The organism is Sutcliffiella tianshenii (assembly GCF_016908565.1).
GTDB lineage: Bacteria > Bacillota > Bacilli > Bacillales > Bacillaceae_I > Sutcliffiella_A > Sutcliffiella_A tianshenii.
On record NZ_JAFBED010000001.1, the window covers coordinates 373,795 to 389,738 of the forward strand.

At 45.1% G+C, this 15,944-nt stretch carries 10 protein-coding genes; 2 read left to right on the top strand and 8 right to left on the bottom strand.

From position 1 onward, the window contains the following. Positions 1–724: 724 nt before the first annotated feature. Both JOC95_RS01605 and JOC95_RS01610 read right to left on the bottom strand, forming a co-directional pair. Positions 725–6,457: a pullulanase gene (locus JOC95_RS01605; protein ID WP_204412771.1), complete on the bottom strand. Its 5,733-nt coding sequence runs from the start codon at positions 6,455–6,457 to the stop codon at positions 725–727. A 913-nt stretch (positions 6,458–7,370) separates the two neighbouring features. After that, complete coding sequence (locus tag JOC95_RS01610) at positions 7,371–8,477, bottom strand: plasmid pRiA4b ORF-3 family protein (RefSeq protein WP_204412772.1); 1,107 nt, start codon at positions 8,475–8,477, stop codon at positions 7,371–7,373. A 277-nt stretch (positions 8,478–8,754) separates the two neighbouring features. Between JOC95_RS01610 and JOC95_RS01615 the strand changes: the two genes are divergently transcribed. Then, positions 8,755–9,279 (top strand): competence protein ComK, encoded by a 525-nt coding sequence (locus tag JOC95_RS01615; protein WP_204412773.1) that lies wholly within the window; start codon positions 8,755–8,757, stop codon positions 9,277–9,279. 131 nt (positions 9,280–9,410) lie between these two features. After that, a complete protein-coding gene (locus JOC95_RS01620) occupies positions 9,411–9,770 on the top strand; it encodes a hypothetical protein (RefSeq protein ID WP_204412774.1) in 360 nt (119 codons plus the stop codon). A 127-nt stretch (positions 9,771–9,897) separates the two neighbouring features. On the opposite strand, the gene JOC95_RS01625 is transcribed toward JOC95_RS01620, so the two are convergent. From JOC95_RS01625 to manA, 6 genes are all read right to left on the bottom strand, one after another. Next, on the bottom strand, positions 9,898–10,449 hold the full coding sequence (locus JOC95_RS01625) for a hypothetical protein (protein WP_204412775.1): 552 nt from the start codon (positions 10,447–10,449) through the stop codon (positions 9,898–9,900). A 367-nt stretch (positions 10,450–10,816) separates the two neighbouring features. Then, positions 10,817–11,188 (bottom strand): hypothetical protein, encoded by a 372-nt coding sequence (locus JOC95_RS01630; RefSeq protein ID WP_239582652.1) that lies wholly within the window; start codon positions 11,186–11,188, stop codon positions 10,817–10,819. A 33-nt stretch (positions 11,189–11,221) separates the two neighbouring features. Then, on the bottom strand, positions 11,222–11,362 hold the full coding sequence (locus JOC95_RS21330; RefSeq protein WP_239582653.1) for a hypothetical protein: 141 nt from the start codon (positions 11,360–11,362) through the stop codon (positions 11,222–11,224). A gap of 536 nt (positions 11,363–11,898) precedes the next feature. Beyond that, a complete protein-coding gene (locus tag JOC95_RS01635; RefSeq protein WP_204412776.1) occupies positions 11,899–13,350 on the bottom strand; it encodes a carbon starvation CstA family protein in 1,452 nt (483 codons plus the stop codon). Between the two features lie 285 nt (positions 13,351–13,635). After that, a complete protein-coding gene (locus JOC95_RS01640) occupies positions 13,636–14,550 on the bottom strand; it encodes a DUF3994 domain-containing protein (protein ID WP_204412777.1) in 915 nt (304 codons plus the stop codon). 412 nt (positions 14,551–14,962) lie between these two features. Next, positions 14,963–15,910 carry a mannose-6-phosphate isomerase, class I gene (gene manA, locus JOC95_RS01645; protein ID WP_239582654.1) on the bottom strand — a complete coding sequence of 316 codons (948 nt, stop codon included), beginning with the start codon at positions 15,908–15,910 and terminating at the stop codon, positions 14,963–14,965. Positions 15,911–15,944: the final 34 nt, after the last annotated feature.

Genomic DNA, 15,944 nt, shown 5'->3' on the forward strand with positions numbered 1-15,944 from the left:
AGAATAATCTAAAAATTATAAAAAATCAATAAAATAATTACAGGATTTGTAATAGATATAAAATTTTAGTGGGTATTTTGGTATGGGTATGAGGTAAGATTCGGGACTAGGGGGACAGGTCCCTCGCCCCAGTTTGGGATATATATAAGCTAACTAAAAAAACGTACCTGCTGCCAGCAAGTACGCTTACCTCTTCTACCCATTGCATTCATTCAACTTTCTAATATGACGAAAACTATTGGACCTGTCCCATTTCTCATAAGGGACCAGACCCTGCAAACTTTTTTATCCGAGTTGATGATTTTTGTCGAAATATGCGTTTTATCGATATCTGCCCTGTTTTCGTTGATATATTAAAATTTTCATTGATATTTGTATATTTTCGTTGATATCGTGACCGGATTCATCGATATATTGAAATTTTCGTTGATATCCCACTTCGGGACACAAAAAATGCGGTTGCAACATTACCTGAAATGAAAAAAACTCGTCAAATTAACGAGTTTTTTTCATTTAGAACCTTCCATCAAGAGCCCTTCTGTAGATTATGATACATTTACAGATAGGATTTTGACTCATCTACCATCCCAAGCTCGAGATAGAGATTCGTAAGCCAGTGAATGGAGCGGTTGTCTGCCGAATCGAGCTCGGGCTCCCAGTTGAAGCATTTCACCGCTTCGTCCAGCTGGTTAAGTCCACGGGGACGAGGGACCTGTCCCCAAAATCACGCTGCTTTCTTCCGACCAGCCACCATCACGCCGCCCATCATCACAAGCAGCACGCCAAGTAGCATATAGTTGAAGGCAGATGTTGCTGTAACAGGAAGCTTGTTCCCGTTGCCTTTGCCAGGCTTTGTGCCGTCTCCCGGTTTGCCGCCACCTGGGTTGTTGCCGTTACCGTTGCCAGGATTGTTTACATTGCCATTGCCTGGCGGATTGTTCCCATCGCCGTCTCCATCACCGTCTCCGTCACCCGGATCCGTACCATTGCCGTCACCCGGATCCGTACCTTCCGCGCTGACCTTCACCACAACAGTCGTCAATGGATCAACCGTAATGCCCTCAGCTGTCAACTCAACACCAGTGACTTCAGTTACTTCCTCAACGCCTGCTTCATCTGCGTCAACGACAACTACACCTTCTGTCAGGTCTTCACCCAAAGTCAGCGTTCTTGCTTCCGTATCCGCATTCACCAATACGTAATACATATCGCCATTCGTCGCTTCATTACGATACGCAACCACGAGATCCTGATCGCCGATTTCAGGTGCATCGATCATTGTCACATTGGAATCTACCAATTCCTTGGAGCCCAATCTGAATGCGTCGGTAGATCGACGTAGTTCTATCAATCCAGCGGTATATTCCCTTGTCATATTGTTCACAGGATACTGCTCTGCATCCGTTGCTTTTTCCCAATCGAATCGGTTGATGATGTCCGATGAATCATAGGAATCATGGATGAAGTATGGATATTGGAACGGGTTGCCGTCCTTGTCCGTCATATAGGTGGACTTGTAAGGCGCCGTGTCCGCTTCCGCTCTCCATTGCTTCGTGCGTCCGTATTCCTGTCCTGCATGCAGGAAGGCCGTCCCTTGGGATGTCAGGATGATGGAATTGCCCAAGCGAATGCGCTGATGGATTTCCAGGCTGTTTTCCGCCACATCCGGATCCTTTTTGATGGACTGCGCAATCACATCATGCAGTGTCAGGTTGTCATGCGCCGCGATATACTGCACCACATCTCCCGGATCATCTGCCTTGAAGTTTCGTGGCTGCCCTTTGATGTTCTCAAAAATCTGCGCCACTTCACGCGCGCCGCCAGTGATGAATCGTGCCTGCCCTTCCGAACCAAAGCCTGATTTCAGCTCGTTACGGATTTCATCGGAGAAGCTTGCCACAGATTCTGTGTACTGCATCCATTGCTGGTCTGCCGCCTGCACCGGTTCTCCTTCATCTCCTGCAAAAGTGACCCAGCCCTCGCCGATCATGACGATGTTCGGATTCAGTTTTTTCGCTTCATCATAGGCGATCTGGATGCTCTCTGCATCATGGTCGCCCATCATGTCAAAACGGAAGCCGTCGACCTTGTACTCGTCCACCCAGTATTTGATGCTGTCCACCAAAACGCGGCGGGACATTTTGTGTGTCGTACCGAGACGTCCGCCACCGAAGCTCGTTCTTGGCGTGCCGTCAGCGTCCATGAAGTGGTAGTAGTTCGGGACAAGGTCCTCGAAAATCGAAACCTGTGCCGTGTGGTTGTACACCACATCAAGTACCACACCAATGTCGCGCTTATGAATCTCGTTGATCAAATTCTTGAACTCTTTTATTCTCAATTCCGGATCATTCGGGTTTTCCGAATACATGCCGGAAAGCGAGAAATAGCTGTGCGGGTCATAGCCCCAGTTATAGTTCGTATCTGTGGACGCGTAGTCCAGCATCCTCTCACCATTTGCCAACTCATTGCTGAAGTAATAGCTCATCACCGGCAGCAACTGAATATGGGTCACGCCCAATTCCTGAATGTAATCCAATTTTTCTACAAAAGAAGCAAATGTGCCGAACTGTGCTTTCAAGTCTTCTCCAATATTCGGATCTGACGTGAAATCACGGACGTGCAGCTCATAAATAATCGTGTCTTCGCGCTTTTCAAATCCAGGTATGTCAGCATACTCAAGCTTTGGCCCGATGGAAGAAACATCGACGATCGCCGCTTTCCCAACAGGTACACCCGCTTCATTGTTCCATGCTGCCATTGATTTTGCATAAGGGTCGAGCGCAAGCTTCGTCTCATCACCATGCGTAATTTCGTAGTGGTAATAGTAGCCGCGCAAGGAATCCAAGCCGGTATTATCCTCACTCAGTTTCACACTCCAGACGCCGCGGTCACCCTTCGTCATAGCAACCGTGTCCACCACTGTGTTCTGATCATCCTTGTCATAAAGTACGACAGAAACATCGTCCGCTTTCGGGGACCAGACCTTCAAGGTAGCCGTGCCGTCCTCATGCAATTCGGCGCCAAGCTTCCCGTCATAGCCGTACATCTCATCGATCAGCTTCCAGCCGGATTTGATCGTGATCTCGCGGTCGCCATACTTAACCGTGTAAGGGATCTTTTCCAAATCGAACGTCCCGTGAACCGACACGCGCTGTGCCCCGTCCAATGTCACATCGTCAATCGCCACAGGATTCCCATCCACGTCCTTGATCTCCAATTGTGCTTTCAGTTCCTCAAGATCCAAGCCCTCTGTTTTCGTAAAAAGAAGCGTGATTTTCTTATCGGACAGCACTTCTCCGGACAACAAGGCAACTGCCACTGTGCCGTAAGGGTTCGTGTACACCTTATCCTCACCCTCTTTTACAAAAAGCTGGTTATGCTGCTGCAACATATCGAATGACATATCTGTAGTCTGCTGTCCATTAAGCTTGTTGACAAAAAGGAAGCCTATTTCCTGTGCATCCTCTTTCAACTTGATGTCATAGTACGCACCATATTTTCCAATGCCTGCTGCATCAGCTGCACCGTTCGGCCAGCCATCAGATGGTACCGCGACATCCTTCCAATTCCATAAGCCCCAGCCGTCATAATCGGCATTGGTGCGCTCATAGTGGATCCGTACCGTGTCTTCCGGGAGGTCCACCGGTTCGTATAAAAAGACTTCATCAGAGCCCTGCTTGATCCATACTTCGTTCAGGTCAGGGGAGAACAGCTCAAGTGACTTGTCGCCGCCATCCTTGTCCCCGTTCGTCGTATTTAAAACTAGGAAACCGACATTCTGTGCATCCTTCTTCAGTTTTACATCCACATACGCACCATAATCCGTCACCTGACCGGCTTCAAAAGGTGTTCCTCCACTTGGCCAGTTCTCAGATGGTGCCGCCACGTCTCCCCATAGCCATAGGCCGAGGTTTTCGTAACTGTTGTCTGTGCGCTGATAGTGGATGCGAAGCGTGTCTTCGCCGATCTCACCAGGTGCTGACGGCTCGTCCACTACAGGTACATCGCCATTTTCCACTGTAAATAAAACCGTTCCGCCATCCTCCATCGCTGGAATCGTGAACGTCACTTTTCCTTCTTCTGTTGCTTCAAAAGTTTCGCCGGAATAGTGTTCGGTAACCACCGCATCCGCCGAGCCAAAGTTCAATGTCACTTCTTTTGCCGCAGTTGCCGTGTTCAAGCCGACATAAACGCTCTCGTCGCCATGGCTGCGGGAGAAAATCAAGTATTTCGCGCTGTCAGAGCCAGCAATCTTTTCGCGCTCCCCTTTTGCAAATACATCGGTATAATCGTTACGGAACGCCAAAACCTTTTTGTAATGCTCCAGTACCTCGTTATCTTCCACCTGGTCCCATGGAAGGTTCGGGCGGTTATCATAGTAAGGGTAGTTATTTTTTCCCGGTAAGCCAAGCTCCTCTCCATAATAGATGACAGGCTGCCCTTTAGCCGTCAGCTGCAGGGATGCCGCCACTTGGTACTTGCCAAGGTCGCCCCCGACTGCCTCAAGGAAGCGGTCTTCATCATGACTTCCAAGGAACTGGCCAAGAGTCGCCGTGTTCGTAAGCTTGCCGTTGCGTGCCTGTAGCTTTGTTTCGACCGCATTAATCTGGCCGTTCACAAAATCGCGCGCATAATTTTTAAACTCGAAATCAAGCAGGGAGTCCATCATTCCCGTGTTCAGATAGCCTTGGTCATTACCAATGCTTGCGCCCCAAGCTTCCCCGATCAGCTTGTGCTCCGGCATTTCTTTTGTCAAAGCGTTTTTAAAAGCCATCCAGGTTGTGTTCTCGACATGCTTCACCGTGTCCACACGGAAATAGTCGATCGTATTACCATTCGCCGTCCTCGACTTCTCGATCCAATCCGTCTGCCACTGGACGATCTGGTCCCGAACCGCGGATTGCTCTGTTAAAAAGTCAGGTAATCCTGCAAGCTCCCCACGGACTGTATCCGTTCCGCCTGGACGAAGCATGCCGTCAAATCGTGCACGATCCTCGTCTGTCGGGAAGTTCGGGATGTTGCTCGTGTCACCGGCCTTCAAGCCATAACCAGTATGATTCAGTACCACGTCGACCATGATCTTGATGCCGCGGTTATGCGCTTCATCAATCAGCTCATGGAAATCGGCCATCGTCCCGAAATGCGGGTTCAACTCGCCGAAATTGCTCGCCCAATAGCCATGGTAAGCATAGTAAGGCGTGTTCGGATCGTCGTTGTATCTCACGTCATGCTTGATGTTCTCCACAACCGGATTGATCCAGATCGTGTTGATTCCAAGCTCGTCCAGATAATCAAGCTTTGCGGTAATCCCCTTGAAATCGCCGCCCTGATAAGTGCCGGACTTAGACTTATCATAGCCGATGCCGTACGGGTCATTATTGGAGGAATCGCCATCAAAGAAACGGTCCGTCAGCATAAAATAAACCACTGCCTCGTCCCAATCAAAGTCCGCTTCCTCACCTGTGAAAGTGCGTGCCTTCACCTCAAGCGTCGCTTCGCCCTTGTGCTTGTTGCCGAACTCATCGATCGCTGTGATCGGCAAGGTTTTCACACCAGCTGGAACGTTCTGGTTGACCGCCACTGTCACTTCTTTCAGCGACGGGTCGATATTCACTTTTTCTTTCCCGCCGATTGCTGATAGATTAATATAAAGCTCATTCACCGGCGTATCTTCACCTGTGCCAAGATCCACTTTCACTACAGCATTGTCGTTGTAATCAACCGCTGCAGGTTCAGCCGTTCCACTTACATTCAGTTCTGCAACCTGATACTTGACAACGGATTTGCCTTCGACCGTGTTGTATGGATCGGTAACTTCAGTCGTGTTGCCATCCACTGTCACAAAATAAGTATATTCATGCTCGCCACGCGGCAGGTCGTTGTACGTGTATGTAAAACGTTCATTCTCCGCTTCTGCTTGCATCTCGTATTTTTCACCAAAAATCGAAAGCTCGACTTTTTCGACCTTGCTCATTTCCCCGTTTGCATAAAGCTCCTTGTCACGGAAAAAGAATTGCGCATTGCCATCCTCCACTACCGGTCCGTTTACTTCCGGCACCTGGAAAATCTCTTCCTGACCGCTTGTCACTTGGACCTTTGTGAGGGACTCGTTCTTGTTCAGCGCCACATAACGGTCGATCTCCACGTCCTTCGCTTCCCAGTCCCCTTTTCTGACAATGAATCCGACGCGTTCCGCTTCCGGACTCACCGCGATGGTGGCATACGCCTTCCCATCCTTAAATTCAGTAAAATCATACTGAGCATCATCCTTGATGCCTGTTCCCCATATCCAAAGATTCCAGCCATCATAGTCCCCGTCAGCCCGCTCATAACTCAGGATGACCTTGCGTTCCCCAGTATCTGCAATCGCACTTAGTGGCGCGACGCCAGCAAACATGGAAACCACAAGAAGAACCGACAACAGCATTGCCATACCCCTTTGAAACTTCCTTTTCATACCCTTTCCCCCTTGATCGATTGGTCGATATTCTACTTGCTAAATTGTGGAAGCGTTTGCACAAAATGTCGAAGATTGAAACCATTTGCCAGTTTGTAGAGGTGCAAAACCATCGAGTTGCGAAATCGTTTGCACAAAGATGCACAAACAAATCATCCCTCCCCTAGCAAAACTATCAATCTTATGCAAACGCTACCATTCTACCTAACTATTAAGATACTACGAGTTTTCGGAATAATCAATAAGATATTTGAGGACAGGTCCATTGTCCCACACACTCTAAAAGTGTAGCGCTATTATATGAAAGTCATGAAGGGCTTTTCAAACGATTTGGGAACACAGAACACTCTTCATCAAAATAAAGAGTGCATAAAAAAAAACCAATTTCAGAACTTCCATTTTATACCTTAGTGCGATATAAATATTATTTACACCAATATGCGTCCCCAATAAGTGACAATTTCCTTGGAAATACCACAAGATCGCTCTCCACTTGCTATATAAAGCTAATTTACCTTCCGTCATTCTCCGGCATTCAACGGAAAACAATGCGGAATTTGTTGGAATTTTTGTTGTTTACATGGGGTTTGCTGGAGGTATTTTTATACTAGATAATACATATGAAAAGGAGAGATTCAAATGAAGATCAAAGTGAAGAGCTGGACGTTGCTAACGCCTCAAGATAAACAGTTCATCCTGAAAGCAGTCAGCCGCCGTTCGAATTAATGATCAGGAATCCAGGTTCGTGTATTGCCTCATAATGTATTTCCTCTAGCTATTACTTTTATATCATCAATCACCAACCATGCATCGGACATGCCCCTATAAAACACGAACCTAAAAACAACCAATAGGCCGAGGTATCTGTACCTCGACCTTTTTCTAATGGGGAAAAGGGACTTGTCCCCATGGTTCAAATCCATTTCAGACGTTGATTGGTTTTTTCAATGTCAAACTTTTCATAGCCGTGGCTTTCGGCCCACTTTTTCATGTAATCGTGGTCGGGGTGTTTTTTGTCCTGGATGGTTTGCAGGAAAAGTTTGTAGCCTGGTTCTCCCCCTACATCTTCAGGTGGGGTGTTTCCTTCTCCACCAAGGCAAACCGGTCGATTTAATTCATGGTTTTCCAGGACTTTTTCCACTTCGATTGTATGGATCCAATTATCACCGAAGTCATAGTTATACTGCATCCGGGAGGAAAGATGTTCGGATAGCTTAACCTCATTCTCCATTTTCATTGGGATATCACGTTCGTACTCTAGTGCTTCCTTTGCACATACGAGCTTTAGAATGGGACTATTGCGATGCCTGGAAACCACCACATTGCTCACCGTATTGGGAGGGTAAATAAGAAAGTCATGCAGATGACTATTCTGCCATCCAAATGCAGCCTGCAAGACATCATGGAATGCGTAAAAGGATATGGAAGTCGGTACCGTCAGCCTTCTCCAAACCTTTTTGTTCCCAAGTTCGAGCGTCACTTTAATCTGAGCAGCTTGTATGCGGAACACAAATCCATCCGTCCACTCCTCAAGATCCTTATATAATGCCTCGTTTGGATGGAAGTAATCATTCTTTCCATCTCCTACTAGAAAATCGCTTAACCTCAGACTTAAACTCTTCTGAATGGTAGATTGAGGATCAATGATATCATCAAAGTAATACACGTTTTCACACGACTTATTCATTCGCGCAACAGAGGTACGGTCCTTTGTTTTAGTGAAAACCACATTATCAGCAGCAGAAACAAACTGTTCAACGATTTCTTCCTTGATTCCCTCCGCGAGGAATACTTCCCGTATAGCCTGTTTGATATACGTATCAATATTCTTCCATTCCTTTGCCTTCAGCCCAAAGAGAACAATTGTGTAGCGGTTCTTATCATTCACGAGTACCAAGGTTTTTTTCCGGCCTAACATCAAAAGATTCGCGTGCCAGGAGAACAGGGGATTCTCCTCTATAGGTGCTTCCGGCTTTATTTTTAACTCATCCAGCAGCTTTTTCGTACATTGAATCAGCATATTTAAACTCCTTTTAATTTCGGACTTTTGTATGCTTCAAGGATACCATAGGCTGGGTTCAATTCAACAGGGGAGGGCTCCTTCGTTCTAGTAGGACAAGGGACCTCTCCCCACTGAAATTCTTCTCACATACCCAAATCACCAATATTCAAACCTATTTTTCACAAAAATTCTAAATTTTTTGTTAAAAATTACACTTTTATGTCTAATTATGGATTATAATGTAATTATAGGTATAAATACCTAAATAAAATTGATTTTTCGAAGGAGTGTTTTGATGGTATTAATTGTGGAAGATTACGAAGTAAACGAAACGACAATGGCGTTAATGGTGTATGCGCACCCCCAGCACCAGACAAAAATTCTTGATCTGGAAGGGGATTTCATTACGAGCGAATCTTCCAAGGATCTACTGAATCATGCATGCCTGAACGAGGGCTGTACCGCCGAAGGGAGGAGAACAGCTACGATCATGGCTACAAACTACATACAAAAGACACCTTTACTTGTTAATCAAGTGGAAGGAATCATCGCGATCCCGACACATTCACCAGATCAGCATACCTGCTGCTGGATATTCCTGCATCATGTCCTTCAAGTTACTTCCATCACGCCTGCCAAGTGCAAAATAACCTTCCAGAACTACAAAGAAATAGAGCTCGATGTATCAGCAGCAACCATTCGTGAACAAATGAAAAAAGCCTCCATCGTGCAGACCCGCTTCTGTTCAGGGCAGCGCTATGCTTTTTGGCTGAATCCGAAGCCAAGGAGGAGGATGACGAAGCGAAGGTTGGAAGAATAGGGGCAGGCCTCTTGTCCCACTGAACGAACGAAAGCAGCCTTACAGAAGAAATCTGTAAGGCTGCTTTCGTTTATAAAAATACACCATTCCCCAAATGTTTTGGTATCATAAAGAAAAAAGGGGGATCTTTCATGCAGTGGATGAGACATGTAAAATGGGGCCGTTGGATCAGCAACTTCATTATTTCCGGTATCCTGACTGTTGCATTTATTCAATTACCTGACTTCCTTGTGTCTTTGTTGAAGCACACCGGCCCAGGTTCGTTCTTTGTTCCGTATTTTGTGGTGAGCTACCTGCTGTTCTTGGTGATGCTGCCAAAAACCCCACATAAAATACGACTCTATTACGCTCTAGGTACAACAGGTACGTGCTTAGCACTCTTTCTATTGTTCATGCTGGTAATGTTCACCTTTATGCTGATCAGTGCTTTGCTGTTTGACTCTTTTTCACTGGGTTCATTTCTATGGAGCAGGGGAATAGCATCTTTTTAATTAAAGAGCGGGGTTGGCAACATTTCGTTTGCCATTTCCGTTTTTTAAAAATTGTTTAGTAGTAAGGACCTATCAATATGGCTGCAACAGGACAATTTTCATTTTTAACCCTATCATCTTTTTATCACTAGTTATCTATTAATATATTCTGTCGCTTTCTTAGCACATAAGTCAAAATAAATAATACTATGGCACTTATCCCCATAAAGCAGCCTACTAAGATTCCCAGCACTACAAACAATATGTTTTTCACGAAGTCTTGCTTGATGGTCAGTATTGATTCCGTTGTTGTATCAAGGTTTGCGTTTTCCGCTGAAATCTGATAGGTGCCTGGTTCGTCGATGACAAACTGGAAGATCGATACCCCTTTCCGACCATTTAGTTCATAGGTCGCTCCAGTGTAGTTCTCCAGTTCTACAGTTTGGTTCGTCGATTGTTCTTGAACCATTACCCCCACACCATTAAGATTCTGTTGCGTTCCTTCAAACTCATGGAAAATGGTATAGGTACCAGCTTCTTCAAATGAAAATTCCTTGGTCTCCGGGATGGTCAGCCTCATATCCGCTTTGGTAGCGGCGATCAGCGTAAAGACGCTGATGGTGCAGATAACAATTGCAACAATTAATAGTATTCCAGCTACAGCATACCTCTTTTTACTCGCAGTTCTTTTATTTTTCATATCTCTCATCACGCTCCGGCACTTATTTTATTGTTGCTCATTCAGGTATTTTGCTCTAACCGTTTTCATGTCAGCACTCTTGCTCTTGCTTGAATTCATTTATCTCTGTATCAGTTATTCCGATGATGTCTTTAAAGTTTGATAGTTTTATCATGCTGACTCCTATTCCCCTGCTCTAAATTCCCGTTTACAATTTCATCATTTTTCCTTTATAGGGTTTATTCTCTTTATATTCCATTTTTCGTTTATTTTAAAACTATCATATACTCAGCTGCATTCAAAAACAATGAAAAGAAAAGAGCCCGACAGTCAGTATCCCGTTTGCCTGTCGGGCTCTTTTTTTTGTCACTTTTATAGCTTCGCTGCTTCAAACCGTGTACAGAAGGATGGAGTGTTGGTTAATATGACTCCTGGAGTGGTACTCGTAATAAATACTTCGACAAGGTTGCCTGGTTGAAGCTGGAGGATGGTGGAGACCATTGATGGCATTGACGAATAGGACTCCTGCTTGATCAATTTCTCCCCAATAATCATTGTCTGCGGCTACACTTACACCATTCACATGGATTTCCACACGCACGCGATATTCGGTCGTGGTGCTGTCCGGAAGAAGCGTCACAGTCCCCGCAACCAAATAGACCCCAGCCTTTAGTGGAACAAATGTGGAGGTACCAGCGTTATAGATGTTACCGATATCAAATTGCTCAGTCTGGAAAAGAACCTTATTAAAGGCATCCACCACATCAACTCGCTGATCTCTATTATTGACCGCTCAGAAGGCAGCGGTTTCGTTTTGGTTACCGTTTCCATTTTCCTTTCCTTCACAGTTCACATTGATTTTGACAGTTTGATCACAGTCTTTACGATAGCGGTTAGGCGGCTGCCCTTCACATTGACGATTATAATATCTCAAAATATTCACCTCTTTTCCCTTAATAGTGAGAATAGATTGGTCTCTATCTCCCTACTATTCTATGAATAAGAAAGAAAGTGGTATTGATGAAAGACAGAGGGGGAAAGTGAAATTTTAAGATAGATTAGGCTATTGGGAATTTAGTAGTTGAGATAGAGAATAAATGTGAGGGACTTTTCTGGTAGTTTGACGGGTAGAAATGTCCACCATTACAGCGATGATGGACATTTCAGACTGCTAGAAACATAGAAAGGGTCTTCAACTAGCTGATGATGGACTTTTTGGAGTGGCCGAACCTTAAAAAGGGCTTTCATCTTGCCGATGATAGACCTTTTGGTGGGTCACAACCATAAAAAAGTCCTTCATTAACATATAAAGTCACTCCCCTCAAAACGATCACTTCGCCAAAAAATATGATGCATCCCCTTTTTGCCTACAAACTAAAAAGCCGGCTGGAAAAGTTGCTTTTTCAGCCGGCTTTGCTTATTACTTTATTCAATTCGGAAACACTGTCCCATATCGCGGAACACAGAATCCTATGCCACCTTATTATAATTCGAGACATCCACCTCGAGTGGGATGTTGTTGGCACGGGCTTTTTTGGCTTGTTTGAAGAATAGTGCGACCAGGATGGCGGCTCCGATTAATCCGCCGATCCAGGCGATGTTCATTGGCAGTCGGAATCCGATTGGCGCGTTCAGGATGTAGGTGATGACCATGACCAGCATGAACGTTCCAGGAATCAATGAAATCCAATAGTTCTTTCTCGCAATGTACAAGTACATGGCACCTACAAACAGTGCGATTACGGCTGTGGCCTGGTTGGCCCAGCTAAAATATCTCCAAAGCAGGTTAAAGTCGATCTGTGTCAGGACTACGGAGATCGCGAATAGTGGAAGTGCGATCCATAGACGGCTTGAGATTTTCTTTTGTGCAACGTTCAAATACTCAGCAATAATCATACGTGCACTTCTGAAAGCTGTATCCCCAGAAGTAATCGGCAGGATCACAACCCCAAGCACTGCAAGAGTTCCGCCGACTGCACCAAGCATCATTGTGGAAACTTCGCTTACGATGGCACCAGGTCCGCCTGCTGCAAGCAGTTCGCCTAATCCATTGTATCCATCAAAAAGACTCATCGCTGCAGCAGCCCAGATCATTGCGATGATACCTTCTGCAATCATCATGCCGTAGAAAATTTTACGGCCTTGCTTTTCATTTTGAGTCGTACGGGAAATGATCGGTGTTTGTGTTGCATGGAATCCGGAAAGCGCCCCACATGTGATCGTGAAGAAAATCAATGGGAAAATCGGTAAATTGTCCGGATGGAAATTCGAGAACGAAAGCTCAGGAATCGGTGCACCCTTTACCACTAACCCAATCCCTACTCCTAAAGCACTGATCACAAGCACTGCCCCGAAGTATGGATAAAGGCGACCGATGATTTTATCGACCGGCAATAGTGTTGCCAAAATGTAATACACAAAAATAAGTGCAATAAGAATGCCCAACGCAACTTTTCCGTCCAATAATACGTTGAGAAGGCTTGCTGGTGTGGATACGAACACCGTACCAACCAACAATAAGAGCAAGACAGCAAAAGCATTAACGACATGCTTCATCGCTTTTCCAAGGAACTTGGTAGCTAGCTCCGGTAAATGCGCGCCACGGTTACGGATGGAAATCATCCCTGTCAGGTAATCATGGACAGCCCCGGCAAAAATACAGCCGACAACGATCCAGATGAATGCCACAGGTCCGTAAAGCGCTCCCATGATCGGTCCGAAAACCGGTCCTGTTCCTGCAATATTCAAAAGTTGGATCAGTGAGTTTTTCTTTGTATTCATTGGAACATAGTCAACACCATCCGCATCAACATAAGCTGGTGTCGCCCGCTCCTCTTTTATCCCGAACACTTTTTCGACAAACTTGCCGTACGTAAAGTATCCGAAAATCAATAAGGCGATAGCCGTTAAGAATGTAATCATTTCTTTTTCCCCCTTCATAAATCATTATGAATGCGTTTTCATAAATCTAGTATAAGAAAAAACGAGACTCATATGGGGATTTAAGGCCAAGAAGTATAAATAATAGATTAAGATGCATTTTGGCGGGATTAACATGCAAAAGGAAGCAGAGGGACGGTTCTCTGCTTCCTTCTATTATTGCAACACCCTATCGATGACCGACCTATGACCAGAAAAGTTCCCTTTTATAGATTGGAAATTATTAAAACTTGCTAAGGAAGCAAAAAGCACTTTACTCCTAGAATCCTAATCACTTGCTGTATCCGGATCTACACCTTCTTTCACATAGCTGAACGTATTCAATGTGTCTACATCCATCATCTGCAGCGAATCATCATAAAAAGCCTGAAGGTCCATCGTCATCTTCCGCATTTCAGCTCCATGTTCAAAGCTGATGGTATGTCTCAGATAATCATAAGACCAGACACCTTCAATGAAGGGAGTGGCCTCCCCATTAGAATACCCTTCATAACTTCCGTCCTCAAAAAGCTCAATCCCGATCTGGAACGTCCCATCCTCTTGATAGGTCCCCCATTTGCCTACCAGCTCCGCTCCGTCTTCCGATACATTAAGCAGCACACTGTCACGATCGATTCCAGCATTCTTATCCAAGGCTTTCATATCCGCCGTTGTAATGGTCCCATCTCCAACCGGACGATCATATGTAACAGAAAGCAATGCATTCGCCCGGTTCAGCAGCAGCTCGGCCTTTTCCACATTCTCCGCACCGGAATTGATAATCATGAGATCCTTCTTATCCAATGCGTCCCTCATGATGCCAAGATACACCTGAAATTCTCCCATCGCCTCCTCATACACCCGATCAGACTCGGCATACATTTCAGGCGGCTCCAATGCCACTAATTCCCTAGTCATAAGTTCCATGCTATCAATCTCTTCATAGACTTCCTCTAGCATCTTCTGATCGATTTCGTCCGCTTCCTTCAAATCCTTCAGAGTCCGGCCAAGCCGTTCATAGAACTCCTGCGTTTTTTCCGACATCGCAACCTCATACTCCTCCTTGCCAACTGGAGTCACTTTCAGTTCAGCTTCCGCCTTTCCCTGCTCATAGCCTTCTTTAAAATCGGTCACTGCCTGACAACCCGCCATTGTAAAAGATAATAATCCAATTCCGATAACAGCCCCAAGTATCTCTCTCAAGATCTTTCCTCCGTCTTTTTTATATGTTGATTATAAGGGAATCAGCAAGTGTTTTTCCCGACGTAGTCCCGTCCCATTGTATAATCACTATTTCCACCCTTTCCCTTTTTCCATTAAATAGAAACCAGAGAAGCAAAGGGAAGCAAAAGGAAGCAAAAGGACGATTCTCTGCTTCCTTAACCGACAATATCTCGGGATCTGGTACCACTTACAAAATAAATTAATTAGAAAAGCTATTTAAAGTAGCCTTTTTAACAAAACGTTTGATTAATACTTATATGAGGCCTATGTGAATTGGTCATTTAATGGATTTCCCTTCAATTCCATATAATCATTTCATGGGCTTTATAATCTCTTCCAGAGAGGAAAGAAGAAATAAAAAAAAAGGGCCATCCATAATGGATCCCCTGGTTTAAGGATGGGAAGCAATTAAGCTTATTTTTCCTTTAAGGGTGAACTGACCTAGCCTTTGAGGAAGGATAAAGTGATCACCTTTGCGAAGCTTATATGTACCCTCTGGCGTTTCCAACTGTCCTTCACCATCGATTACACTTGCAATGAGGAAATGGCGCGGGTGCATGGTGGTATACCTGCATGTGATGTCCCATTTGTATAAGGTAAAATACTCCCCTTCCACAAAAGTAGTCACCGTGGTATCGTCTATTTTCTCTACCTTTGGGGTCACGTTTACATTTTTATGAGGAATTGTCGACACTGCAATTGATTTTTCAATATGGAGTTCTCGGGCATTCCCCAGTGCATCTACTCGGTCATAATCATACAAGCGGTAAGTGGTGTCAGAGCTTTGCTGTGTCTCGAGAATTAAAACTCCTGCACAAAGTGCGTGGATCGTTCCACTTGGGACATAGAAGAAGTCCCCAGGCTTTACAGAAATGCGAGTAAGAAGTTTTTCCCATTCCCCTTTTTTCACCATAGCAATAAACTCTTTTCTAGTTTGCGCTGTATGCCCGAAGATGATCTCCGCACCCTCATCGCAATCAATCACATACCAGCATTCCGTTTTGCCTAATTCGCCGTTTTCATTCTTATTGGCATACTCATCATTGGGATGGACCTGAACAGAAAGATCCTGGTTCGCATCCAAAATTTTAGTCAGCAGCGGGAAAACTTTACTTGGATAATTTCCGAAAAGCTCTTTCTTTTCCTGGTACAGCTCCCCTAGCTTATATCCCTTATAAGGACCATTTGCCACTATACTTTGTCCATTGGGATGTCCCGATACCGCCCAGCACTCACCTGTAAGTCCGGATGGAATACTATACTTGAATTCAGTTGCCAGCTTCCTGCCGCCCCAGATTCTCTCCTGGAAAGTCGGAGTTAAGAATATTGGTTGTTTCATAATCTCCTCCTTCAAAATGTTGATTATCCGGAAT